At 73.6% G+C, this 25,889-nt stretch carries 16 protein-coding genes; 14 read left to right on the top strand and 2 right to left on the bottom strand.

What is annotated here, in order from left to right; translation table 11 throughout:
* Positions 1–4: 4 nt before the first annotated feature.
* From AC4OXY_RS31395 to AC4OXY_RS31435, 9 genes are all read left to right on the top strand, one after another.
* Entirely contained in the window at positions 5–1,063 is a 1,059-nt protein-coding gene (locus AC4OXY_RS31395; protein ID WP_491991457.1) for an ABC transporter permease, read from the top strand.
* On the top strand, positions 1,060–2,058 hold the full coding sequence (locus AC4OXY_RS31400) for an ABC transporter permease (RefSeq protein ID WP_356029044.1): 999 nt from the start codon (positions 1,060–1,062) through the stop codon (positions 2,056–2,058). Before AC4OXY_RS31395 ends, AC4OXY_RS31400 begins: the two co-directional genes overlap by 4 nt.
* Positions 2,055–3,683 carry a dipeptide ABC transporter ATP-binding protein gene (locus AC4OXY_RS31405; RefSeq protein WP_491991458.1) on the top strand — a complete coding sequence of 543 codons (1,629 nt, stop codon included), beginning with the start codon at positions 2,055–2,057 and terminating at the stop codon, positions 3,681–3,683. The genes AC4OXY_RS31400 and AC4OXY_RS31405 overlap by 4 nt, the downstream gene beginning before the upstream one ends.
* Positions 3,684–3,923: 240 nt before the next feature.
* Positions 3,924–5,624 (top strand): glycosyltransferase, encoded by a 1,701-nt coding sequence (locus tag AC4OXY_RS31410; RefSeq protein WP_402066025.1) that lies wholly within the window; start codon positions 3,924–3,926, stop codon positions 5,622–5,624.
* Positions 5,615–7,000 (top strand): hypothetical protein, encoded by a 1,386-nt coding sequence (locus AC4OXY_RS31415; RefSeq protein WP_491991459.1) that lies wholly within the window; start codon positions 5,615–5,617, stop codon positions 6,998–7,000. The genes AC4OXY_RS31410 and AC4OXY_RS31415 overlap by 10 nt, the downstream gene beginning before the upstream one ends.
* 198 nt (positions 7,001–7,198) lie before the next feature.
* Entirely contained in the window at positions 7,199–8,158 is a 960-nt protein-coding gene (locus AC4OXY_RS31420) for an NAD-dependent epimerase/dehydratase family protein (RefSeq protein ID WP_356029036.1), read from the top strand.
* Positions 8,146–8,895: a spherulation-specific family 4 protein gene (locus tag AC4OXY_RS31425; RefSeq protein ID WP_376288838.1), complete on the top strand. Its 750-nt coding sequence runs from the start codon at positions 8,146–8,148 to the stop codon at positions 8,893–8,895. Before AC4OXY_RS31420 ends, AC4OXY_RS31425 begins: the two co-directional genes overlap by 13 nt.
* A 63-nt stretch (positions 8,896–8,958) precedes the next feature.
* Positions 8,959–10,137, top strand: coding sequence for an adenylyltransferase/sulfurtransferase MoeZ (gene moeZ / locus AC4OXY_RS31430; RefSeq protein WP_071372914.1), 1,179 nt, complete (start codon positions 8,959–8,961; stop codon positions 10,135–10,137).
* Between the two features lie 216 nt (positions 10,138–10,353).
* Positions 10,354–11,013 carry an NADPH-dependent FMN reductase gene (locus tag AC4OXY_RS31435; RefSeq protein ID WP_356029031.1) on the top strand — a complete coding sequence of 220 codons (660 nt, stop codon included), beginning with the start codon at positions 10,354–10,356 and terminating at the stop codon, positions 11,011–11,013.
* 17 nt (positions 11,014–11,030) lie between these two features.
* Here the strand turns inward: AC4OXY_RS31435 and AC4OXY_RS31440 are convergent, their stop codons facing one another.
* Positions 11,031–12,575 carry an alpha/beta hydrolase gene (locus AC4OXY_RS31440; protein ID WP_491991460.1) on the bottom strand — a complete coding sequence of 515 codons (1,545 nt, stop codon included), beginning with the start codon at positions 12,573–12,575 and terminating at the stop codon, positions 11,031–11,033.
* Between the two features lie 73 nt (positions 12,576–12,648).
* On the bottom strand, positions 12,649–15,513 hold the full coding sequence (locus AC4OXY_RS31445) for a lysylphosphatidylglycerol synthase transmembrane domain-containing protein (protein WP_376288841.1): 2,865 nt from the start codon (positions 15,511–15,513) through the stop codon (positions 12,649–12,651).
* A 185-nt stretch (positions 15,514–15,698) separates the two neighbouring features.
* On the opposite strand from AC4OXY_RS31445, the gene AC4OXY_RS31450 reads away from it, so the two are divergent.
* The 5 genes from AC4OXY_RS31450 (at position 15,699) to nudC (ending at position 25,888) form a co-directional block, all read left to right on the top strand.
* Positions 15,699–16,085 (top strand): MGMT family protein, encoded by a 387-nt coding sequence (locus AC4OXY_RS31450; RefSeq protein ID WP_356029025.1) that lies wholly within the window; start codon positions 15,699–15,701, stop codon positions 16,083–16,085.
* 257 nt (positions 16,086–16,342) lie between these two features.
* On the top strand, positions 16,343–19,714 hold the full coding sequence (locus AC4OXY_RS31455; protein WP_491991461.1) for an ATP-dependent helicase: 3,372 nt from the start codon (positions 16,343–16,345) through the stop codon (positions 19,712–19,714).
* 114 nt (positions 19,715–19,828) lie between these two features.
* Positions 19,829–23,425, top strand: coding sequence for an ATP-dependent helicase (locus AC4OXY_RS31460; protein ID WP_491991462.1), 3,597 nt, complete (start codon positions 19,829–19,831; stop codon positions 23,423–23,425).
* A gap of 47 nt (positions 23,426–23,472) precedes the next feature.
* Complete coding sequence (locus AC4OXY_RS31465) at positions 23,473–24,876, top strand: dipeptidase (RefSeq protein WP_376288844.1); 1,404 nt, start codon at positions 23,473–23,475, stop codon at positions 24,874–24,876.
* Between the two features lie 67 nt (positions 24,877–24,943).
* Positions 24,944–25,888 (top strand): NAD(+) diphosphatase, encoded by a 945-nt coding sequence (gene nudC, locus AC4OXY_RS31470; RefSeq protein ID WP_356029017.1) that lies wholly within the window; start codon positions 24,944–24,946, stop codon positions 25,886–25,888.
* Position 25,889: the final 1 nt, after the last annotated feature.

A 25,889-nucleotide genomic window follows, 5' to 3' on the forward strand; every position in this document is an offset into this window, starting at 1 on the left:
CGCCGTGAGCGAGGCACTTGTCGCCGCCGAGGCCGTCGGGACGGACACGTCCGTCCCGACGGCCTCGGGGGCCCGTCAGTTCTGGCTGCGGCTGCGAGCGCAGCGCGCCGCCCTGGTCGCGGCGGCCGTCGTCGCGCTGCTCGTCCTGGTCGCGCTCGCCGCGCCGCTGCTCACCGCCCTGGAGGGCCAGGACCCCACCACGTACCACCCGTCCCTGATCGACTCCGCGCGCGGAGGCGTGCCCATCGGCTCCTTCGGCGGCATCAGCGCCGACCACTGGCTGGGCGTCGAACCGCAGACCGGACGCGACATGTTCGCCCGGCTCGTCTACGGGGCGCAGGTGTCCCTCGGCGTCGCGCTGGCCGCCACGGTGCTCCAGGTCGTCCTCGGCGTCGCCATGGGGGTGGCCTCCGGCCTCGGCAACCGCTGGGTCGACCTGGTCCTGAGCCGGATCACCGACATCTTCGTATCGATGCCGCTGATGATCATGGCGCTCGCGCTGCTCGCCATCGTCCCGAACGGCTTCCCGCGGCCCGTCCTCGTCGCGCTGGTCATCTCCCTGGTCTCCGGCTGGAGCACCACGGCGAAGATGGTGCGTGCCCAGACCCTCACCCTGAAGAACCTCGACTACGTCGCCGCGTCCCGGCTCAGCGGCTGGAGCACCCGGCGCACGGCCGTGCGCGAACTCCTCCCGGGGCTCGCCGCGCCCGTCATCACGTACGCCGCGCTGCTGATCCCGCTGAACATCGGCGCCGAGGCGGCCCTGTCCTTCCTCGGTGTCGGCGTGAAGCCGCCGACGCCGTCCTGGGGACAGATGCTCACCTCCGCCGACGTCTGGTACCAGGCCGCGCCGCAGTACCTGCTGCTGCCCGCCGCCGCCCTGTTCGTGACCGTGGTCGCGCTGACCGCCCTCGGCGACGGCGTGCGCGTCGCCCTCGACCCGCGTGCGGCCTCGCGCCTGAGCATCGGCACCGGCCGCAAGCGGGAGGCCCGCGCGGACAAGGCCGTACCGGCGCCGGACACGGCGAACGCGGCCGCCGCGCAGAAGGAGGACCGGGCATGAACGGCCTCACCGGATTCGTCCTGCGCCGCGTCATCGGCGCCGTGGTCACCCTGTTCGCGCTCTCGGTGATCATCTACGTCGTCTTCTACGTCACCCCCGGCAACGTCGCCCAGATCACCTGCGGCCCGCGCTGCTCCCCGGAGCAGGTCCACCAGGTGGCCCAGCAACTGCGCCTCGACGACCCGCTGTACGTGCGCTACTGGCACTTCCTCCAGGGCATCCTCGCGGGCCAGGACTTCTCGACCGGCACGGGCGTGGAGCACTGCGCGGCGCCCTGCCTCGGGGAGTCGTACCAGAACGACCAGCAGGTCACCGACATCATCCTGACCAGGCTGCCGGTCAGCTTCTCGCTGGTGCTCGGCGCGATGGTGATCTGGCTGCTGCTCGGCGTCGGCACCGGCGTGCTCTCCGCCTGGCGGCGCGGCCGGCTCAGCGAGCGCGTCCTGACCGCGCTCACGCTGGCGGGCACGGCCACGCCCGTGTTCGTCATCGGCCTGGTGCTGATGGTCGTCGTCTGCGGCCAGCTCCAGCTGCTGCCCTTCCCGGAGTACGTGAACTTCACCGACGACCCGGAGCAGTGGGCGTGGAACCTGGTGCTGCCCTGGCTCTCCCTCGCCCTCATCGAGGCGGCGGGATTCGCCCGGCTGACCCGGGCGGCGATGCTGGAGACGCTGGCCGAGGACCACATCCGCACGTTTCGTGCGTACGGCGTCGGCGAGCGGTCGGTGATCGCCCGGCACGCGCTGCGCGGCGCGACCGCGTCCGTCATCGCGCTCAACGCGGTGACGTTCGGCTCGGCCGTCGGCGGCGCCGTCCTCACCGAGACCCTGTTCGGCCTGCCCGGCATCGGCCAGGAACTGGTGCACGCGGTGAAGGTCGTGGACCTGCCGGTGGTCGTCGGCATGGTCCTGGTCGTCGGTTTCTTCGTGGTGCTCGCCAATGCCGTCGCGGACGTGCTGTACGCGGTGGCCGACCGACGGGTGGTGCTCGCATGAGCCTGGTGGAAGTGACGGACCTGACCGTCGAGTTCGGCTCGCTGCGGGCCGTGGACGGGCTCTCCTTCAGCCTGGCGAAGGGCGCCGCGCTGGCCCTCGTCGGCGAGTCCGGCTCCGGCAAGTCCACGGTCGCGGGCGCCCTGCTGGGCCTGCACCGGGGCACCGGGGCGCGGGTCGCGGGGTCGGTCCGCGTGGCCGGCACGGACGTACAGGAGGCCACGGACGAGGAGTTGCGGCGGCTGCGCGGGGCGAAGGCCGCCATGGTCTTCCAGGACCCGCTGTCCTCGCTCGACCCGTACTACGCCATCGGCGACCAGATCGCCGAGGTTTACCGCGTGCACACGCGCGTGTCGCGACGCGCCGCACGCGCGCGTGCCGTCGAGGTGCTGGAGCGGGTGGGAATTCCGGACGCGGCACGCCGGTCCCGGTCCCGTCCGCACGAGTTCAGCGGAGGCATGCGCCAGCGCGCCCTGATCGCCATGGCCCTCGCCTGCGAGCCGGACCTGCTGATCGCCGACGAGCCGACCACGGCCCTCGACGTCACCGTCCAGGCCCAGATCCTCGACCTGCTGCACACGCTGCGCGAGGAGACCGGCATGGGCCTGCTGCTCGTCACGCACGACGTGGGCGTCGCCGCCGAGAGCGTGGACGACATCCTCGTCATGCGCCGCGGCCGGGCCGTCGAGGACGGTCCCGTCGGCACCGTCCTCGCGGCGCCCGCCCAGGCGTACACGCGCGAACTGCTCGACGCCGTCCCGCGCGTGGGCGCGCGCCGCACCGGCTCCGAGGCCACCGACGAGGTCGTGCTGGAGGCCACCGGGCTGCGGCGCGAGTTCGGGCGCGGCAAGCGGGCACAGGCGGCCGTGGACGACGTCTCGGTGACGGTGCGCCGCGGCGAGACCCTCGGCGTGGTCGGCGAGAGCGGCAGCGGCAAGACGACGCTCGGCCGGATGCTGGTAGGGCTGCTGGAGCCGACCGCCGGCGCGATCCGCTACGAGGGCCGCCCGCACACCACGGTGAACCCGGCCGTCCAGATGGTCTTCCAGGATCCGGTCTCCTCGCTCAACCCCCGCCGCAGCGTGGGCGAGTCCATCGCCGACCCGCTCCGCGCGCGTGGCGTGGGGGTCCCCCCGTTCGAGCGAAGCCGAGAGCGGGGGAGGGATGAGGATCGCATCCGGGGGCGCGTGGCGGAACTGCTGGAGCGCGTGGGGCTCGAAAGGGCGCACTACGACCGCTACCCGCACGAGTTCAGCGGCGGCCAGCGTCAGCGCATCGGCATCGCCCGGGCGCTCGCCGCCGACCCGCGCGTCATCGTCTGCGACGAGCCCGTCTCCGCGCTCGACGTGACCACGCAGGCCCAGGTGGTCGAGCTGCTCGGCGCGTTGCAGCGGGAACTCGGCCTCGCGCTGGTCTTCATCGCGCACGACCTCGCCGTCGTACGGCAGGTCAGCGACCGGGTCGCGGTCATGCGCCGCGGCAGGGTCGTCGAGTACGGGCCCGCCGACGAGGTGTACGACAACCCGCGCGAGCCGTACACCCGGCAGCTCCTGGCGGCCGTACCCGCGCTCGACCCGGAACTGGCGGCCCAGCGGCGCGCGGCCCGCCGCGAACCGGCCGTGGCGTAACGTTTTGTGCACGGGTGATGACGCACTGAGTCCTTAGCGCGACAGAACGCTACCCGCACGCGAAAGTTACGACCGTTCACCCCTTTTGGTGGCGCGATGGACAACCGTCCGTCGCGCCACCGCCTTGTCCGCTTACGTTCGTCCCGCTGCGAGCCGCCGGGACAACGGCGGCTCCCGAGACGGGAGATCGGGGGTGCACACGTGCGCATCGGACTGGTTACGGAGGGTGGCTATCCGTATGTGAGCGGTGACGCCGGACTCTGGTGCGACCGGCTCGTACGCGGGCTCGAACAGCACGAGTTCGACCTCTACGCGCTCAGCCGCAGCCGGCAGCAGGAGGACGAGGGCTGGGTCCCGCTCCCGCCGCAGGTGAGCCGGGTGCGTACGGCGCCGCTGTGGACGGCCGACGACGGGGCCACCCACGGGCGGCGCGCGCGTCGGCGCTTCGCCGAGTGCTACGGGGAACTGGTCGGCGCCGTGTGCGCCGGAGCCGCCCCGGGACCCGACGGCCCGTCCGGGGCCGGGTCCGGTGAATCCGCGGACACGTCCGCCGATCTAGCGGACCGTTTCGGCAGCGCGCTGTACGGGCTCGCCGAACTCGCCCGCGAGGAGGGCGGCCTGGTCGGGGCCCTGCGCTCCGACACCGCCGTACGCGCCCTGGAACGCGCCTGCCGCGCCCCCGGCGCCCTGCGCACGGCGCGCGAGGCGCGCGTTCCCGATCTGCTCACCGTCACCGCGCACCTCGAACGCGCCCTGCGCCCCCTCACCCTCGACTGGTACGGCGACGACGGTCTCGGCGCGGCCGACCTCTGCCACGCCACCGCCGGCGGCCCCGCCGCCCTGCCCGGCCTGCTCGCCCGGCACTTCTGCGGCGTACCGCTGCTCGTCACGGAGTACGGCGTGCAGCTCCGCTCGCACTACCTCGGCCTCGGCCCCGACGCCGCCGCCCCCGCCGTACGCGCGCTCCTCGGCGCCTTCCACGGCCGGCTCGCCGCCGAGGTCTACCGGCGCGCCGAGATCCTCACCCCCGGCAACGCCCACGCCCGCCGCTGGCAGGAACGGTGCGGCGCCGACCGGGCCAGGATCCGCACGGTCCACCCCGGCATGGACGCCACCCGCTTCGCGGAGGTCGGCGAGGCCGCCGACCGCGCCGATCCGGACACCCTGGTCTGGGTCGGGCGCGTCGAACCGGCCAAGGACCTGATCTCGCTGCTGCACGCCTTCGCCGAGGTCCGCAAGGAGGAGCCCAAGGCGCGGCTCAGGATCGTCGGGGCGCCCTGCGGGCCCGAGGGCGCGGCCTACCTCGGGCACTGCCGGGCGCTCGCCGCCCAGCTCTTCCCGGACGAGGCCGAGGGCGCGCACGCCGTCGGCGACAACCCGGTCTCCTTCGAGGAGATCGGCGGTCCCGAGGCCCCGACCCTGCCCGACGCGTACGCCGCCGGCGCGGTCGTCGTGCTGTCCAGCGTGGTCGAGGGCTTCCCCATCAGCCTCGTGGAGGCCATGCTCTGCGCCCGGGCCACGGTGTCCACGGACGTCGGCGCGGTGGTCGAGGTCATCGGCGGCACGGGGCTCGTCGTGCCCCCGCGCAATCCGCGGGCGCTCGCCGAAGCGTGCGTGGCACTGCTGCACGACCCCGAACGCCGTGTGCGCCTCGGCGCCGCCGCGCGCGCCCGCGCGCTCGAACTGTTCACCGTCGAGCAGAACATCGCGGCATTTCACGGCATTTACCTGCAGATCGTTTCGCACTGCCCCGTGCGCCGGGTCGTCCTCGACGCGTCCGGCGAGCCACTGCCGTTCGCCGCCCCCGCCGAGTCCCACGTCCCCGGCCGCTGGACCGGCCCCACCGCCCGCGTCCTGCCCCGGACCACCCCCGGCTGGGCCACGACCGCGCCGGTACGCGCGACACCACTGGCGGCTGCGGAGGGGGCGGGATGGGCGTGATCGACCTACAGGACGACGGCTACGGCTACGGCGGCGGGGGCGGGCCGAGTGGCGAGGGGCCGAGCGGCACGGACCTGCCCGGCATGCCGAGCGGCGCGGAACCATGGGACTCGGGGGCGGGGGAGTGGCCCGGGAGCGCGAGGACGTCACCGGAGGAGCCGCCGGCCTCCACGCGCGTGCCCACGACGTCGGAGCCCACGCGTGCGCCCGTGCCCTCCGTGCCCGCGTCCTCCGCGAGCGCATCCGCCGCCTCGACGGTGCGCCCGGCGCCCCGGCGCGGCGCCGCCGACCCGGTGAAGGCCCTGCTGCACCGGCACCGTGAGCTGTGCGAGCGGGCCGTGGACCCGCTGGAGATCGCCGCCGGGCTGGAGGCACACGGCATCACCGACCGGACCGCCGCCCGCTTCCGGCACCGAGACGTCTTCTCGCTGGCCGAGGAACTGTACGCACGCGTGCCGCGCAGCAGCGGCGAGGCGGCACCCGGAGCCGCACCCCTGCCCGTACCCCGCGTCCGCGCCGACTGGGTGCTGCTCACCCTGCTTCCGGGCGCCCTGGGCGCGGCCACCACGGCCGGACTGCGCCTCACCCACGGGCACCCGCGTCTCCTCGTCGCCGTCGCCGGGCTCCTCGCCCTCTGCCTCGCCGCGCGCGCCGTACTGCGCCGCGGCCCGCTCGCGGGGCCGCCCGGCACACGCGCGTGGCACACGACGAGCGCCACGCGCGCGTGGACCGTCTGGCTGCTCGGGTACGTCCTCTTCGGCGACGGGCTGCTGGGCGCCGTCCTGACCGGCGGCCCCGACACCCTCCCGACCGGCGCCCCGGACGCCCCCTGGCCCACGGCCGTGGCACCCGCCCTGGCCCTCACGCTGGCGTGCGCCCCGGCGGCCTGGTGCGCCCACCTGCTCGGCGCGGGCGCCCGCCGCAGGCTGGCCGGCAGCCGGGGCCTGGAGGACTTCACGGCCACCGCCCGGCCCCTGCTGTTCGGCACGTTCACGCTCTTCCTCGGCGTGCTCACCGCGCTGCTCCTGCTGTGCGGCACGGTCCTGCGCCAGCCCGCGGCCTACGCGCAGGCCCTCACCCTGGGTGCCCTGCTGCTGCTCGCCCGCCTGCTCGCCGTACACCGTCACCGACGCGCCCCGGCCCTCGCGCTGGGCGTCGCCGCCGCGGCCGAGGCAGCGGCCCTCGCCCTGCCGCTGGCCGGCCGGCTGCCCGGCTGCGCCGTCCTGGCGGCCCCGGTCCGGGCCCTCGTGAACGCCTGCGGCCCGGCCGCCGTCCCGGCCCTCGCCTGCGGCGCCGCGGCCCTGGCCCTGCTGTTCCACGCCGGCCGCACCCTCACACGGGCCTCGGCCCACGCGCCCACGGGGGCTCCCGAGTGAGCCCCCGACTGCACCTTCCGCCACGGCCCACCGCCGCGGGCACCCGCGCCACCCCTTCGAAGGAGAAGACCAGATGACCACCTCCCGACCCGGAGCGTCCGGAGCGTCCGGGGCCCCCGGAACCGCCGGAGCGCCCGCGGCGACCGGTGCCATCGCCACGGCCGGTACCACCGGCGCGCACACCCCGGGAGGCGCCCGATGAGGGTCCTGCTGATCGGAGCCAACGGCTACATCGGCCGCTTCGTCGCCGACCGCCTGCTCGCCGACCCGGCCGTCCAGCTCACCGCGCTCGGCCGCGGCGACGACGCCGACGTCCGCTTCGACCTCGCCACCGGCAGCCCGGGCGCGCTCACCCGCTTCCTCGACGCGGTCCACCCCGGTGTCGTCGTCAACTGCGCCGGCGCCACCCGCGGCGGCGCCCGCGAACTCACCCGGCACAACACCGTCGCCGTCGCCACCGTCTGCGAGGCCCTGCGGCGCAGCGGGTGCGGCGCCCGGCTGGTGCAGATCGGCTGCGGCTCGGAGTACGGCCCCAGCCAGCCCGGCTCCTCCACGGCCGAGGACGCCGTACCCCGCCCCGGCGGCCCGTACGGCGTCAGCAAGCTCGCCGCGACCGAACTGGTCCTCGGCTCGGGCCTGGACGCCGTCGTACTGCGCGTCTTCTCCCCGGCCGGCCCCGGCACCCCGGCCGGCTCCCCGCTGGGCCGGCTCGCCGAGGCCATGCGCCGCGCCATGCAGTCCGGAGACGGCGAGCTCAAACTCGGCGGGCTCGGCGTCCAGCGCGACTTCGTCGACGTCCGCGACGTCGCGCGCGCCGTGCACGCCGCCTCGCTCTCCGCCGCGCAGGGCGTCATCAACATCGGCTCCGGGCGCGCCATCCGCCTCCGCGACGCCGCCGGGGTCCTCGCCCGGGTCGCCGGGTACGGCGGTGCGCTGCACGAACTCGACGCCCCGCCCGGCCCGTTGCGCGGTCCCATCGGCCATCCCCGTGCCGACTCCGACCACGCGGCTCCGGTCGCCTACCCGTACCCGGACGGCTGCGGCAGCTGGCAGCAGGCCGACGTGCGCACCGCGCGGGACCGGCTCGGCTGGCGCCCCCGCATCAATCTCGAAGAATCCCTGGCCGACATCTGGATGGAGGCGGCATGCCGCATCTGACCACGACCGCGGCGGGCGCCGCGAGCACCGGCGTGCGCACCGCCCTCGGCGTGCCGGGGTACGCCCATCCGCTGGTCGCTCCCGCCCAGTGGGCCGAGCTCGCCCGGCCGGGCATCCCGCTGGACTGGGTGGTCCTCAACGTCTCCGCGGGGCCGGGTACCCGCCCCGACCCGCACTGCCTGGAAGCCGCGGGCCGGCTCCGGGGCGCCGGGGTCCGCGTCCTCGGCCATCTGGACCTCACCTACGGCACCCGTTCGTTCGCCGACCTGCTCGGCGACGCGCACCGCCACCTCGACTGGTACCGCGTCGACGGCTTCCTGCTCGACCGCTGCCCCAGCGAGCGCGCGGCGCTCCCCGAGGTCCGACGGGCGGTCACCACGCTGCGGGCGATCAGTGACACCGCCCACATCGTCCTCGGTCACCGCCGCCACCCGTACCCCGGCTACGCGGAGAACGCCGACCAGTTGGTGACCTTCTCCGGCCCCTGGTCCGACTACCGCTGGTCGCAGGCCGCCGAGTGGACCGCCGACTATCCGCCGGACCGCTTCTGCCACTTCGTGCACAGCGTCCCCCTGGGCCACCTGGACGAGGCGCTGCGCATCGCCCGCTGGCAGGGGGCCGCGACGATCTACTTCACCGACCGCACGGACCGCGGCGGCCGCACCGATCCGTGGGAGGCGATGCCCGGCTACTGGGACGACATCGTCTCGCGTATCGGAACAGGTGTCTCGGAATGAAAAAGGCCGTGGCAGTGTTACGGGGAGAACAACCGTACTGTTTGACCGACCAACGGAGTCCCCGTGTCGTTGCCACCCCTGGTTGAGCCAGCCGCTGAGCTCACCGTAGACGAGGTCCGCCGGTACTCCCGCCACCTGATCATCCCCGACGTGGGCATGGACGGGCAGAAGCGGCTGAAGAACGCCAAGGTGCTGTGTGTCGGCGCCGGCGGCCTGGGCTCGCCCGCGCTGATGTACCTGGCCGCCGCGGGTGTGGGCACCTTGGGCATCGTGGAGTTCGACGAGGTCGACGAGTCGAACCTGCAGCGCCAGATCATCCACAGCCAGTCCGACATCGGCCGCTCCAAGGCCGAGTCCGCCCGTGACAGCGTCAAGGGCATCAACCCGTACGTGAACGTGATCCTTCACGAAGAGCGGCTCGAAGCCGAGAACGTGATGGACATCTTCAGCCAGTACGACCTGATCGTCGACGGCACGGACAACTTCGCGACCCGCTACCTCGTCAACGACGCGTGCGTACTGCTGAACAAGCCGTACGTGTGGGGCTCGATCTACCGCTTCGACGGTCAGGCCTCCGTCTTCTGGTCCGAGCACGGCCCCTGCTACCGCTGCCTCTACCCGGAGCCCCCGCCCCCCGGCATGGTCCCCTCCTGCGCCGAGGGCGGCGTCCTGGGCGTGCTGTGCGCGTCCATCGGCTCCATCCAGGTCAACGAGGCCATCAAGCTCCTCGCGGGCATCGGCGAGCCCCTGGTCGGCCGCCTGATGATCTACGACGCCCTGGAGATGACGTACCGTCAGGTCAAGGTCCGCAAGGACCCGAACTGCGCGGTCTGCGGCGAGAACCCGACCGTCACCGAGCTCATCGACTACGAGGCCTTCTGCGGTGTCGTGTCCGAGGAGGCCCAGGAGGCGGCCGCCGGCTCGACGATCACTCCGAAGCAGCTCAAGGAGTGGATCGACGACGGCGAGAACATCGAGATCATCGACGTCCGCGAGCCGAACGAGTACGAGATCGTCTCCATCCCGGGCGCCAAGCTGATCCCCAAGAACGAGTTCCTCATGGGCGCCGCCCTGCAGGATCTCCCGCAGGACAAGAAGATCGTCCTGCACTGCAAGACGGGTGTCCGCAGTGCGGAAGTCCTCGCCGTGCTGAAGTCCGCGGGCTTCGCCGACGCCGTCCACGTGGGCGGCGGCGTCATCGGCTGGGTCAACCAGATCGAACCGAACAAGCCGGTCTACTGACCGACAGCCCCGCTGACCGGTGGGACGGACGAAGCCCACGGCTCTGACCAGCTCGGATGCCGTGGGCTTCCGTCGTTGCCGGTCGGCGTCGGCCATCGTCCCGGCCGGCTCGGGCCCGTCGGTTCCCGGCCCTGTCGCGTGACGTCGGCCGGGGAACCACACTGGTCGGTGGGGCGCTCGCCTGGAGGCGCTTGCCCGCGACGGAAGGACGGACCCATGCCCACGGACACGCTTCCCGGCCCGCTGCGCTTCCTGGTCTTCGGCGCGGCTCTGCGGGGCGATTCGACCAACGCCCGCCTCGCCTCCCTCGTGGCCCGGCTCCTCTCCGACACCGGTGCCGCCGTCGACCTCGCCGCCATGCACGACTTCGACATGCCCCTGTACGACGGCGACACGGAGGCCGGTGAGGGGCTGCCGCACGGCGCCCTCGCCCTGCGCGACCGGCTCGAACAGAGCGACGCCTTCGTCATCTCCTCGCCGGAGTACAACGCGTCCGTGCCGGGAGTGCTGAAGAACGCGATCGACTGGGTCTCGCGTGTCCGGCCGCAGCCGTTCAAGACCAAGCACGCGCTGCTCGTCTCCGCCTCGCCGTCGCTGGTCGGCGGCAACCGCGGGCTGTGGGCCCTGAGGGTTCCGCTGGAGCACCTGGGCACCCGCGTCTACCCGGACATGTTCAGCCTGGCCAACAGCTACCAGGCCTTCGCCGAAGACGGAACGCTGGCCGACCCGGGGCTGCAACAACGCCTCACCGAGACGGTGTCGGGTTTCCTCAGCCTCGTCGAAGCGGACGTGCGCTACGTCTGCCTCGAACGCCGTTGGTACGAGTTCCTGGGAGACCGCACCGAGGCGGCCATCACCCAGCGGGCCGAGAAGTGACGGAGCAGCCGGAAACGTCAGGAGCAGACCGCCCCGGCCTTCGGCACCGCCCCGTTCAGCAGGTAGTCGTTCACCTTGCTCTGCACACACTTGTCCTTGCTGTCGTACGCACCGTGCCCCTGGCCCTTGTACGTCAGCTCGACGGCGACGCCACTGCCGAGCGCCTCGGCCATCTTCCTGGCGCCCTCGTACGGGGTGGCCGGGTCGCCGGTGTTGCCGACGACGAGGATGGGCGCCGACCCGTGCGCGCTGACGTCGGGATGGTCGGCGGCGCCGGGCACGGCCCAGTCGGTGCAGCTGATCATGCCCCAGGCCAGGAAGTCCCCGAACAGCGGGGAGGCGGCGCGGAATTCGGGCAGCCTCTGCTGGACGAAGTCCGCGCTGTACCGCGGCTTCTCGTCGGCGCAGTTGATCGCGGTGTTGGCCGCGGTGATGTTGCTGTACTCGCCGTTCTCACTGCGGCCGTTCATCGAGTCGGACAGCAGCATGAGGATCCTGCCGTCGCCCTCGTAGGCCGCCTCCAGGCCCTCGGTCAGGTACTCCCAGAAGTCCTTGGAGTACAGGGACTGTGCGATGCCGTTCGTCGCGGCGGTCTGGGTGAGCCGGCGCGGCGGGTCGCCGGAGATCGGGTTCTTCTCCAGGTCGTTGAGGAGCTTCGCGATGCGGTTCTTCACGTCCTCCGGGGTGTCGCCGATCGGGCACTGCGTGGACTTCGACGTGCAGTCCTCGGCGAAGTTGTCGAGCGCGAGCTGGAAGCCCTCGGCCTGTCCTAGCGCGCTCTGTTCGGGGTTCTGCGTGGGGTCGACGACGCCGTCGAAGACGGCCCGGCCGACGTTCCTGGGGAACAAGTGGGCGTACACGCCGCCGAGTTCGGTGCCGTAGGAGATGCCGAAGTAGTGCAGCTTGTCGTCGCCGAGGACCTGGCGCATCAGGTCCATGTCGCGGGCCGCGTCGGTGGTCGCCACGTGCGGCAGGACCTTCCTGGAGTTCTTCTCGCATTCCGCGTTGAACTGCTTGGTGCGGTTCACCAACTGGGCGCGCTCGGCATTGTTGTCGGGCGTCGAGTCCTGCTGGAAGAACACGTCCAGCTGGGCGTTGCTCTCGCACTTCACCGGCGCGCTGCGGCCGACCCCGCGCGGGTCGAAGCTCACCAGGTCGTAGCGGGTGCGCAGGACGTCGTAGTCCGAGCCGAACGCGGGCAGCGTGCTGACCCCGCTGCCGCCGGGGCCGCCGAAGTTGAACACGAGCGAGCCGATCCGCTTGCTCTCCGGGCCGCTCGCCCTGGCGCGGATCAGGGCGATGCTGATCGTGTCGCCCTTCGGCTTGCCCCAGTCCAGGGGCGCCCGCATGGTGGCACACTGCCATGTGGCGCCGCTCGGCAGTGGGGACGGGGCGCTGCCGCCGCCCTCGGCCTCGGACGGAGCCGGGCAGTCCTTCCAGTGCAGCTTCTGCGCCGTGAGATCCCCGTCCTCGGCGCCGTCGCCGCATCCTGCCAGCGATGCGGCCAGCAACACGGCGGTGGTGGTCAGGGCGGCGCAGCGCAGCCGGGAGGGGTTCGCCATGTACCCATCCTGGGGGCGGGTACGCCCATGCGCGCGGGACGCGGGCCGTACGAGGTACCCGCACCCCGCTCCCTTACAAGGATCCCTTGCGGCTCAGGTGGTTGAACGCCAGCCAGCCCGGCAGCACCGGCAGCCACAGCGTCAGCAGGCGGTACAGCAGGACCGCCGGGGCGGCGACCTCCTTGGGCAGTCCGACGGCGATCAGACCGACCGTGAGGGTCGCCTCCACGGCGCCCACGCCGCCCGGGGTGGGCGCGGCGGAACCGAGCGCGTTGCCGGCGAGGAAGACCACGGCGACGCTGGCGATGCTGAGCGAGGCCGTACTGCCGCCGAACGCCCGGATGGAGGCGTCCAGGCACATCACGAAGCAGAACGTCAGCAGCAGGATGCCGCCGATGCCGGTGATCAGCTTCTGCGGCCGCTGGAGCACGTCGAGCATGCGGGGCACGACGCCCGCGAACAGCGACCTCACGCGCGTGACGACGAATTTCCGCAGGAACGGCACCGACGTCACCACCAGTACCAGCACCGCCACCGTCAGCAGCCCCGCGATGACCGTGCGGGACGGCGACAGGGACGGCGTCTTCTCGGTGCCGGTGAGATAGCCGAAGGACAGCAGCATCAGGATGTGGGCGCCGAGCCCGGCCAGCTGCGACGCGCCCACGCTCGCCACCGCGAGCCCCGGCCGGATCCCCGCGCGCTGGAGATACCGCGTGTTGAGGGCCACACCGCCGACCGCCGCCGGTGCCACGATCTTCACGAAGGAGCCGGCCACCTGGGCCGCCACGGCTCGCAGGAAGGGCACACGCTCCGGCACGAACCCGAGCAACTGCATCGCCGCCGCGACGTAACTGAGCGCCGCGAACAGCACGGCCGCCGCGACCCAGCCCCACTGGGCGCCCGCGACGAGCGGCCCGAACTCGATGTGTGTGAGCTGCGTCAGCAGGAAGTACGCGCCGATGGCGCCCGCGATGAAACTGATCAGGGTGCGCGGCCGCACCCGCTCCAGCCGGGCCGGCTCCACCGGTGCCTGCGGCCTGATCCGCAGCACCTCATGACGGATCTGCGTGAGCAGATCCTCTTCACGCGCTTCTTCGAGCGCCTCGTCGATGGCCCGCTTCTCGGCCCGCGCCTGCGCGCGTGCGGCCTTCTTGTCGGCCTTTTCGAGGGCCTTGGTGCCGTCTTCCCCGGCTTCCTCCGGCCGGGCCTGCCTGGTCTGCCGGGATGCCTCCAGCACGGCGTCGCGCTCGCGCTGGGCGCGCTCCCGGGCCAGTTTGCGCAGCGTCGCGCGCGTGGAGCGCGTCAGGGCGATCGGCTGGAGCAGGGGCAGACAGTCGGCGACCGCGTCCGGGCCGAGCACCCCGACCGCCGAGGCCACCGCCCGCTCGGCGCCCGCCCGCAGAGCGAGGGTGGTGACCAGCTGGGCCACGTCCATGCGCAGGAGCAGTTCGCCGGCCGCGATCTCGCCGCCGCGCAGTTCGGTGAGGATCACCGTGCCGGAACGATCCACCAGAACCGCGTCACCTGCGAGCCTGCGGTGCGCGATGCGCCGGGACTGCAGCGCCTGCACCTGGTGCCAGGTGTGGCGCAGCAGGTCGTCGGTGATCTCCGCGTCGGTCAGCGAGTCGAGTGTGCGCCCGCCGGTGTGCTCGTAGACGAGCATGACGGCGTCGGGGCCGAGTTCGGAGGTGGCGATCAGCTTGGGCGCGTTGGCGCCGGCCGCGATCGCCGCGTACGCCAGCAGGGCCTCCTGCTCCAGCGCCTGCCGCAGTGACTGGAGGCTGGAACGGGTGGCGAAACCGCGCAGGGTCAGATTGCGCCACACCCGGTAGAAGAAGCCCTGGGCCTGCTGTTCCCGGTCGACGACCGTGACGTCCAGCGGCGGGCCGTCCTCCAGGGTGACGAAGTAGCGCCGGCCGCGGTCGCCGTTCTCGCTCTCCACGGCCTCCTCGCGGGCCGCGGCGACGGGGTGGAAGCCGACGTGCCTCAGGCCCGCCATCAGGGTCTGGCCGGTGGGGCGGACGTTGGGGGAGCCGACCGCGTAGAGCGTGCCGTAGGCGACGGTCCAGCCGATCAGCACCGTCAGGATGATCGAGAACGGTGTCGTGTAGCCGGTGACCAGCATCGAGAACGCGTCGAGCAGCAGGACGATCCACAGCACCGAGCGCCATCGGGGTCTGCGGGACATGCCGACGGCCGTCATGTAGGCGATGACGGGTGCCAGATAGCCGTGCACGGGGTCGGTCAGGACGTGCAGATCGCCCGGCGAGGGCTGGGTGAGCGCCTCCTGGATCGAGTTCGGGGCGCCTCTCGCGACCCACAGGTCGGTCGCGAGGGTCACTCCGTGGGCGAGGACGGCGGCGAGGACGCCGTCGGCGATGCGCAGTCCGTCGCGTTTGATCAGCCGCTCGATCGCGAAGGCGACCGGGACCAGCAGGATCGCGATGCTGGACGCCAGCCCCGCGAACCTGATCAGCAGGTCGGGAGCCTGCCCGGTGCCCTTGTTGATGTCCTGTTCGAGGCCCGAGGTGGTGCCGTGCGCGAACGCGGCGATCGCGAGCAGCACCGCGATGGCCAGCACGCCGACCAGCAGCCGCATGAGGTCGGACGGGCGGTGCACGCGCGCGGGAAGCAGCGGTTCGTCACCCTCCACCTCGTCGGCGTGCTGTTCGCCGTCGGCGCCCGGACCGTGGTCGGGGGGCGTGTTCTCCAGGACGTGCGCCCCCTCGCTGTCGTGATGGTCGTCTCCGCGCGCCTGCGTGCCGTCGCCCTTTCGGGCCGCGGCGTCCTTCCCACGCGCACGCGTGGCGTCGTCCGTGCGTGGACCGGTGTCTTCCTGGTGTGTGCCGTCGCTCTTGCCCGCGCCGGCGGCGCCTGGGCGCGCGGCGGCGTCAGGGGTGCCCGCCCCGCCTTCGGGGTGCACGCCCTGCTGTTTCATGGTCTCTTCTTGGTCTCGTATCACCGGTCACCGCCCGCACGATGGTGGCATGCCCCACCGACCCGCGGGGGCATCAGGGTGCGGATGCGCGGGCGCACAGTCTGCCCGAAGCGCCGTCCAGGGGCGAGAGGGCCGTTCCCGCCGTCCGCGCCGCGCTGTCGGTGCAGTGCGGCAGGATGGGGCGAATGAGCGAGCAGAGCCCTGCCGAGGACACCCGCGAGGGGTACGCGGACGCACTGCCGGAGTACGCCGAGCGGGTCCTTGAGGTCGCCGAGCGGATCCCGCCGGGCCGCGTGATGACGTACGGCGATGTCGCCGAGTGGCTCGAGGAGGGAGGACCACGCCAGGTCGGCCGGGTGATGTCCCTCTACGGAGGCGCGGTGCCGTGGTGGCGCGTCGTCCGTGCCGACGGCGTGCTGCTGCCGGGACACGAGCTGCGTGCCCTCGGCCACTACCGCGCGGAGGGCACGCCGCTGAGAGAGGCGGGCAGAAGCACCGAGGGGCATCTGCCGCGGCTCGACATGCGGCGGGCCCGGTGGGACGGCGGGGCGGACGCTGAGGGTCACACCTGACAGCTTCCGCCATCGGACGCCCCAGGGGAGAGCCTGTGGCCCGTACGGGGGACAGGGGGGACGTCCGTGGCATGACGTACGTTCGTGAGGTGTGGGACGCGCGTGGCGCGAGCGCCGCGAGGGATGAAGCGGAAGCCCTGCTTCCGTCCGGCGTGGCGGCGTAGCGTCGGCTGCACCCGTCCCCCGCACACCGTGGTCGCCGCCTCGCGCGCGTGACCGCCCGCCCATCAGCACGACCACCAGGACCGGCCAGCCACGTGAGCTCCTCTTCCTCCACCGGACGCCTGCCGCACCCCCAGGTGCGGCAGGGGAGCCGTGGCGCTTACCGGTTGGTCCGTACCCCTCCCGCCGCTGCGGATCCCCCTCGTCTGGACGCGGCCCAGCGTGCCGTGGTTGACCACCGCTGCGGACCGCTGCTCGTCCTCGCCGGCCCGGGCACCGGCAAGACCACCACCCTGGTCGAGTCCGTCGCCGCGCGGATCGCCCGCGGCGCGGACCCGGAACGCATCCTGGTGCTGACGTTCAGCCGCAAGGCCGCCGTCGAGCTGCGCGACCGCATGGCCCTGCGCATGGGCGCCGCCCGCGCGCCCCGGGCCACCACGTTCCACTCGTACTGCTACGCCCTGGTGCGCGGCCACCAGGACGGCGAGCTGTTCGCCGAGCCGCTGCGCCTGCTCTCCGGCCCCGAGCAGGACGTCGCCGTGCGGGAGCTGCTCGCCGGACAGCCCGATCTGGAGCGGCTCGGGCTCACGCACGTGCGCTGGCCCGACGAACTGCGCGCCTGCCTGACCACGCGCGGCTTCGCCGACGAGGTCCGCGCCGTCCTCGCCCGCAGCCGTGAGCTGGGCCTCGGCCCCGACGCCCTGGACGCCTTCGCCCGCCGTATCGGCCGCCCCGACTGGCGCGCGGCGGCCGCGTTCCTCGCCGAGTACCTGGACGTGCTCGACATGCAGGGCGTGATCGACTACGCGGAACTGGTCCACCGCGCGGTCCTGCTCGCCGGGCGCCCCGAGAACGCCACGCGGCTCGCCGCCCGGTACGACGCCGTGTACGTGGACGAGTACCAGGACACCGACCCCGCCCAGGTACGGCTCCTGCACGCCCTGGCCGGCGGCGGACGCACCCTGGTCGCCTTCGGCGACCCCGACCAGTCGATCTACGCCTTCCGGGGTGCCGACGTGAACGGCATCCTCGACTTCCCGGCGGCCTTCGCGCGCGTGGACGGCCGCCCCGCCCCCGTCGAGGTGCTGCGCACCTCCCGCCGCTTCGGCGCCACCCTGCTGGCCGCCACCCGTCTGATCACCCAGCGCATGCCGCTGACCCGGCTGGCCGCCGACAAGGTGCGCGCCCACCGCGAACCGGCCGCCGTACGGGACGGGGGCCGCGTCGAGGTCTACACGTACCCCACGGCCGGTACGGAAATGGACAACATCGCGGACGTCCTGCGCCGCGCGCACCTGGAGGACGGCGTCCGCTGGAGCGACATGGCCGTCCTCGTCCGGGCCGGATCCCGCCTCCCGACGCTCCGCCGCGCCCTGACCGCGGCCGGCGTACCGCTGGACATCGACGGCGACGATCTGCCCCTGCGGCACGAGCCGGCGGTGGCACCCCTGCTGACGGCACTGCGCGCTGTGGCCGCGGCGGAGGCCGGCCACCGCGAGGCCACCGAGGAAGTCACCGAAGAAGCCGCCTCAGACGCCGCCACCGAAGGCGTCGAAGGCGGCGAGGACATGGGTGCGCCGACCGCGGACACCTCCTGGCTCGACACCGAAACCGCTCTCACCCTGCTCACCTCCCCCCTCGCCGGCATGGACGCGGCCGATCTGCGCCGGCTCGGGCGCGCGCTGCGCGAGGAGGAGCGCGCGGCCGGCAACGCGCTCCCGCCGCCTTCCGACGAGCTTCTCGCGCGGGCGCTCGCCGAGCCCGAGCGCCTGGCCGTGCACGACCCGGCGTACGCGCGCGGGGCGCAGCGCCTCGGCGCGCTGCTGCGCAAGGCCCGCGAGCGCCTCGCGGGCGGCGGTACGGCCGAGGAGGCGCTGTGGGACCTGTGGGCGGGCACGCCCTGGCCCGCCCGCCTGGAACGGGCCGCCCGGCGCGGCGGAGCGGCCGGCCGCAACGCCGACCGCGACCTGGACGCCGTGTGCGCGCTGTTCGCCACCGCCGCGCGCGCGGAGGAGCGCACCGGGGGGCGTGGCACGCTGAACTTCCTGGAGGAGATCGAGGCCGAGGACATCGCCGCCGACACGCTCGCGCGCCGCGCCGTGCGCCCCGACGCCGTCCGCCTGATGACCGCTCACCGCGCCAAGGGCCTGGAGTGGCGCCTGGTCGTCGTCGCCGGTGTCCAGGAGGGCCTGTGGCCCGACCTGCGCCGCCGCGGCTCCCTCCTGGAGGCCGACCGCATCGGCCGCGACGGACTCGCCGAACCGCTGACGCCGGGCGCCCTGCTCGCCGAGGAGCGCCGGCTGTTCTACGTCGCCGCCACGCGTGCGCGTGAGCGTCTGGTCGTGACCGCCGTGAAGACACCGGCCGACGACGGCGACCAGCCGTCCCGGTTCCTGGCCGAACTCGGCGTCGAGCCCCGGGACGTCACCGGCCGGCCGCGTCGCCCGCTGTCCGTCGCCGCGCTCGTCGCCGAACTGCGCGCCACCACCGTCGACCCGCGCGCGTCCGCCCCGCTGCGGGAGGCCGCCGCCCACCGCCTGGCCCGCCTCGCCGCCCTCGCCGACGAGGACGGCCGCCCTCTGGTGCCCTCCGCGCACCCCTACCGCTGGTGGGGCATGTACGACCCGACGGAGAGCAAGGTGCCGCTGCGCCACCGCGACCAGCCGGTCGTGCTCTCCGGCAGCGCCCTCGACCAGCTCGCCAACACCTGCGCGCTCCAGTGGTTCCTGGGGCGCGAGGTGAAGGCCGACACGCCCGCCACCACCGCCCAGGGCTTCGGGAACGTCGTCCACGTCCTCGCCGACGAGGTCGCCTCCGGCCGTACCCCGGCCGACCTCGACGTCCTCATGGAGCGCCTGGACTCGGTGTGGAACGCGCTCGCCTTCGACGCGCCGTGGAAGTCGAGGCAGGAGAAGGACAACGCGCGCGTGGCGCTCGAACGCTTCCTGAACTGGCACGTCCTGGACCGCACCGGCCGCACCCCCGTGGCGAGCGAGCAGGACTTCGACGTCACCCTCCGAGCGGGCGACTACGAGGTCCGCATCCGCGGCCAGATGGACCGCGTGGAGGCGGACGGCGAGGGACGCGCGTACGTGGTGGACTTCAAGACCGGCAAACAGGCGCCCAGCGCCGCCGAGGTGGCCCGCCACCCCCAGCTCGCCGTCTACCAGCTCGCCGTGCGCGAAGGCGCCGCCGACGAGGCCTTCGACGGCGTACGTCCCGAACCGGGCGGCGCCGAACTGGTGCACCTGAGGCAGGGCGCCGCCAAGCGCGACGGCGGCGACAGCCTGCCGAGGACGCAGAGCCAGGAGCCGCTGTCGGGGGAGTGGGTCGGCGAGCTGCTGGCCACCGCCGCCGGAAAGGTCCTCGACGAGCGGTTCGCGCCGAGCACCGGCCAGCACTGCACGCACTGCGCGTTCCGCGCCTCGTGCAGCGCCCGGCCCGAGGGGCGTCACGTGGTCGAGTGAGCCTGGCCGGGGCGGGAGTGACGGACGGCACCACCTGCGCTGACCTGCGTCTCTTTCGCCCCGCAGGGCTGATCCGCGCTCGACTGTCAGTGCGCGCCGCTAGCCTTTTCCGACATGCCCGCCCCTATCACCGATCCCGAACAGCTCAAGGAGCTCCTCGGCATCCCGTTCACCCCGGAGCAGACGGCCTGCATCACCGCGCCGCCCGCCCCGCAGGTGATCGTGGCCGGAGCCGGGTCGGGCAAGACCACCGTGATGGCCGCGCGCGTGGTCTGGCTGGTCGGCACCGGACAGGTCGCCCCCGAACAGGTCCTCGGCCTGACCTTCACCAACAAGGCCGCCGGCGAGCTGGCCGAACGCGTCCGCAAGGCACTGGTCAGGGCCGGCGTCACCGACCCCGACGTCATCGATCCGGACAACCCGCCGGGCGAGCCGGTGATCTCGACGTACCACGCCTTCGCCGGCCGGCTGCTGACCGACCACGGCCTGCGCATCGGCCTGGAGCCCGCCTCCCGGCTGCTCGCCGACGCCACCCGCTACCAGCTCGCCGCGCGCGTGCTGCGCGAGGCCCCCGGCCCCTACCCCGCTCTGACCCGCTCCTTCGCCGACCTCGTCAGCGACCTGCTCGCCCTCGACTCCGAACTCGCCGAACACCTCGTCGACCCCGAGGAACTGCGCGCCTGGGACGCCGGCCTGCTCCACACCCTGCGCAGCGCCAAGCTCACCAACGCCGACCTGCGCAAGGTCCCCGAGACCGCCGCCGCCCGCCGGGAACTCGCCGACCTCGTGCAGCGCTACCGGGCCGCCAAACGCGCACGCGACCTGCTCGACTTCGGCGACCAGATCGCCCTGTCGGCCCGCCTCGCGCGCGTGCCCGAGGTGGGCCGCCTCCTGCGCGAGGAGTTCCGCGTGGTGCTCCTGGACGAGTACCAGGACACCTCCGTGGCCCAGCGCGTCCTGCTGGCGGGCCTGTTCGGCGGCGGCACCGGTCACCCGGTCACCGCGGTCGGCGACCCCTGCCAGGCCATCTACGGCTGGCGCGGCGCCTCCGTCGCCAACCTCGACGACTTCCCCGCGCACTTCGCCCGGGCCGACGGCCGCCCCGCGACCCGGCAGGCGCTCAGCGAGAACCGCCGCAGCGGCGGCCGCCTCCTCGACCTCGCCAACGGCCTCGCCGAGCCCCTGCGCGCCATGCACGCGGGTGTGGAGGCCCTGCGCCCCGCCCCCGGCGCGGAGCGCGACGGCACGGTCCGCTGCGCCCTGCTGCGCACCCATGCCGAGGAGATCGACTGGCTCGCCGACTCGATCGCCCACCTCGTGCGCACGGACACCGCTCCCGGCGAGATCGCCGTCCTGTGCCGTACGGCGACCGACTTCGCCGAGATCCAGGGCGCGCTCGTGGCCCGCGGCATCCCCGTCGAGGTCGTCGGCCTGTCCGGACTGCTGCACCTGCCCGAGGTCGCCGACCTCGTCGCCGTCTGCGAGGTGCTCCAGGACCCCGGCGCCAACGCCTCCCTGGTGCGCCTGCTGACCGGCCCGCGCTGGCGCATCGGCCCCCGCGACCTCGCCCTGCTGGGCCGACGCGCCCGGCTGCTGGTCGCCCACGCGCGCGTCGGCGACACCGACGACCCGGACCGCCGGCTCGCCGCGGCCGTCGAGGGGGTCGACCCGTCCGAGGTGATATCGCTCGCCGACGCCCTCGACACCTTCCTGGAGACGCCGGCGGAGGGCGCCTTCGACGACGGCCCCGACGACGCGCTGCCGTTCTCCGCGGACGCGCGCGTGCGCTTCGCCCGCCTCGCGGCCGAGCTGCGCGACCTGCGCCGCTCCCTGTCCGACCCGCTGATGGACGTCCTGCACCGCGTCCTTGCCGTCACCGGCCTGGAGGTGGAGCTGTCGGCGTCACCGCACGCCCTGGCCGCCCGCCGCCGCGAGACCCTGTCCAACTTCCTCGACATCGCCGCCTCCTTCGCGGCCAGCGACGGCGAGGCGACCCTGCTCGCCTTCCTCGGCTTCCTGCGCACCGCCGCGCAGTACGAGAAAGGCCTCGACAACGCCCTGCCCGGCGGCGAGAACACCGTCAAGGTGCTCACCGCCCACAAGTCCAAGGGCCTGGAGTGGGACGTCGTGGCCGTCCCGGGACTGGTCGAGGGCACGTTCCCGAGCGCCCAGGGCCGCGAGAAGTGGACGGCGCAGGCCAAGGTGGTGCCGCACGCCCTGCGCGGCGACGCCGACACCCTGCCCGACGCGGACAGCTGGGACTCGCGCGGCATGAAGGCCTTCCACGAGGCCATGAAGGACCACCAGCACACCGAGGAGCTCCGCCTCGGCTACGTCACCTTCACCCGCCCCCGCTCCCTCCTGCTCGGCTCCGGCCACTGGTGGGGCCCCAGCCAGAAGAAGCCGCGCGGCCCGTCCGGCTTCCTCCAGGCCCTGTACGACCACTGCGCCGCCGGACACGGCGAGATCGAGCAGTGGGCGGACGAGCCCGCCGAGGACGAGCAGAACCCGGCCCTGCACGCGGCGAGTGCCGACCAGGCGTGGCCGCTCCCGCTGGACGACGCCGCCCTGACCCGCCGCCGCGCGGCCGCCGAGACCGTCCTCGCCCACCTGGACGCCCTCACCGTCCGGGACACCGGCCGCCCGTCGGCCGCCCACGACCCCGCCGCCTTCGACGACCCGCAGTGGCCCACGCCCCCGGACGGGGACCCCTACGCGGACGAGCCGTACGACGAGCACGAGGCGGACCTCCCCCACGACTACGACGAGACCCCCTTCGGCGACTACGACGCGGACCCCTTCGGCGACGAGGAGCCGCCGTACGACACGGACGTCCCACCGGATTCCGCACCCCTGGAGGGCACGGACGACCCCGCCGGCCCGGGCACCCGGGACACCGCCCGGCCCGCCGTCCCCCACCAGGCACCCGCCCCGCCGCACCACCCCCGCCCCGCCGAGCCGCACCCGCGCCTCACCCCGGAGGAGGCCCGCGCCGTCGCCTCCTGGGACCGTGACCTGGACGCGCTCACCGGCGAGCTGCTGCGCGCCCGCAGGACCGTCACGGACGTCCCCCTGCCCGTCACACTGACCGCGTCCCAGCTGATGCTCCTGGCCGAGGACCCCGACGGGCTCGCGCAGGAGCTCGCGCGCCCCATGCCGCGCCCCCCGCAACCGGCCGCGCGCCGGGGCACCAGGTTCCACGCCTGGGTGGAGGCCCGCTTCGAAGAGCTGACACTGCCCCTGCTCGAACCGGACGAGCTGCCCGGCAGCGACGCCGAGATCGCCGACGAACAGGACCTCCAGGCCCTGAAGGAGGCCTTCGAACGCAGCGCCTACGCCCGGCGCACCCCGTACCGCGTCGAGGCCCCCTTCCAGTTCACCCTGGCCGGCCGCGTCGTACGCGGCCGGATCGACGCCGTCTACAAGAACGGCGACGGCGACGAGGCGACGTACGAGATCGTCGACTGGAAGACCAGCCGCACCCGCGCGGCGGACCCGCTCCAGCTCGCCGTGTACCGGCTGGCCTGGGCCGAGCAGCAGGGCGTGCCGCCCGAGTCGGTCACGGCCGCCTTCCTGTACGTGCGCAGCGGCGAGGTCGTACGCCCCGCGGGCCTGCCGGACCGGGCCGCGCTGGAGCGGCTGCTCACGGGCGACCAGGAAGCAGGCCGCACGGCCGCGGGGGAGGCGGACCGGGAGCCGGATCGAGTGTGACGAACCGCCCGCCGAGGATGTCGGTGCGGGCCGATAGGCTCGTGAGCATGAGCCAGACCCCGGACAGCGCCGTCCGCACGTACATCGAGCAACACCGCGCCGCCTTCCTCGACGACCTCGCCGCATGGCTGCGCATCCCCTCCGTGTCGGCCCAGCCCCACCACGCGCCCGATGTACGGCGCAGCGCCGACTGGCTCGCCGCGAAACTCGGGGAGACCGGCTTCCCGACCGTCGAGGTCTGGCCGACCCCCGGCGCCCCGGCCGTCTTCGCCGAGTGGCCCTCGGGCGACCCCGAGGCCCCCACCGTGCTCGTCTACGGCCACCACGACGTGCAGCCCGCCGCCCGCGAGGACGGCTGGGACAGCGACCCCTTCGAACCGGTCGTCCGCGGAAACCGGCTCTACGCGCGCGGTGCCGCCGACGACAAGGGCCAGGTGTTCTTCCACACACTCGGCGTCCGCGCCCACCTCGCCGCCACCGGCCGCACCGCCCCCGCGGTCAACCTGAAGCTGCTCATCGAGGGCGAGGAGGAGTCCGGCTCCCCGCACTTCCGAGCCCTGGTGGAACAGCGCGCCGGGCGGCTCACCGCCGACGCCGTGATCGTCTCCGACACCGGCATGTGGTCCGAGGACACCCCGACCGTGTGCACGGGCATGCGCGGCCTCGCCGAGTGCGAGATCCGCCTGTACGGCCCCGACCAGGACATCCACTCCGGCTCCTTCGGCGGCGCCGTACCCAACCCGGCGACCGCGCTCGCGCGCCTGGTCGCCGCGCTGCACGACGAGCACGCACGCGTGGCGATCCCCGGCTTCTACGACGGCGTCGTCGAGCTGACCGACCGCGAGCGCGAGCTGTTCGCCCTGCTGCCCTTCGACGAGGAGCGCTGGCTGCACACCGCCAGGTCCCGCGCCACCCACGGCGAGGCCGGGCACACCACCCTGGAGCGGATCTGGGCCCGCCCGACGGCCGAGGTCAACGGCATCGGCGGTGGCTACCAGGGCCCGGGCAGCAAGACGATCATCCCGTCCGCGGCCATGGTGAAGCTGTCGTTCCGGATGGTCGCGGGCCAGGAGCCCGAGCACATCGAGAAGGCCGTGCACTCCTGGGCAGCCGAGCAGGTGCCCGCCGGAATCCGCTGGGAGATCGACTTCGGCTCGGCCACGCGCCCGTGCCTGACCCCGCTCGACCACCCCGCCCTGCAATCCGTGGTGCGCGCCATGAGCCGCGCCTTCGAGACACCGGTCCGCTTCACGCGCGAGGGCGGCTCCGGGCCCGCCGCCGACCTCCAGGAAGTCCTCGGCGCCCCCGTGCTCTTCCTGGGCATCTCCGTCCCCTCCGACGGCTGGCACGCCCCCGACGAGAAGGTCGAGCTCGACCTCCTCCTCAAGGGCGTCGAGACCAGCGCCTACCTGTGGGGTGACCTGGCCGAGAACTGGCGACCCACGCCCTGACCGCACCGTACGTCCCGCCGAACCGCCCGCCGAACGAACCGCTGTACTGGGGGAGTTGGAAGCACCCGTGACCACCTGGACCGACGACACAGCCGACCGACCCATCTCGCTGACCGCCCCGAGCGGCATCGACCGCGCCGCCCACCACCGGCTCGACGAAGCCTGGCTCGCGGCGGCGTGGAGCCACCCCACGACCCGTTGCTTCGTGGTCTCCGGCGGCCAGGTGCTCATCGACGAGACCCCGGACGGCCGGACCGAACTCGTCATGACACCGTCCTTCGAGGCCCCGCTCACCGAGGCCCACCGCTACTTCCTCGGCATCGACGAGGACGGCGTCAGCTACTTCGCACTCCAGAAGGACGCCCTGCCCGGCCGCATCGACCAGTCGGCACGCCCCGCCGGCCTGCGCGAGGCCGGCCTGCTCCTGTCGCCGCGCGACGCCGGACTCATGGTGCACGCCGTCGGCCTGGAGAACTGGCAGCGCACCCACCGCTTCTGCTCCCGCTGCGGCGAGCGCACGGTGATCGCCGCCGCCGGCCACATCCGCCGCTGCCAGGCCTGCGGCGCCGAGCACTACCCGCGCACCGACCCGGCCGTGATCATGGCCGTGACCGACGCGGACGACCGCATCCTGCTCGGCCGCCAGGTCCACTGGCCCGAGGGCCGATTCTCCACACTCGCCGGCTTCGTCGAGCCCGGCGAGTCCATCGAGCAGGCGGTGCGCCGCGAGGTGTCCGAGGAAGTCGGCGTCACCATCGGCTCCGTGGAGTACGTGGCCAGCCAGCCCTGGCCCTTCCCCTCCAGCCTGATGCTCGGCTTCATGGCCCACGCCACGTCCATCGACATCGACGTCGACGGGGACGAGATCCACGAGGCCCGCTGGTTCTCCCGCGAGGAGCTGCACGACGCCTTCGAGTCCGGCGAGGTCATGCCGCCCTACGGCATCTCCATCGCGGCCCGCCTCATCGAGATGTGGTACGGCAAGCCACTGCCGACCCGCAGCTTCGTCTGAG

Source organism: Streptomyces sp. HUAS MG56, from assembly GCF_058673395.1.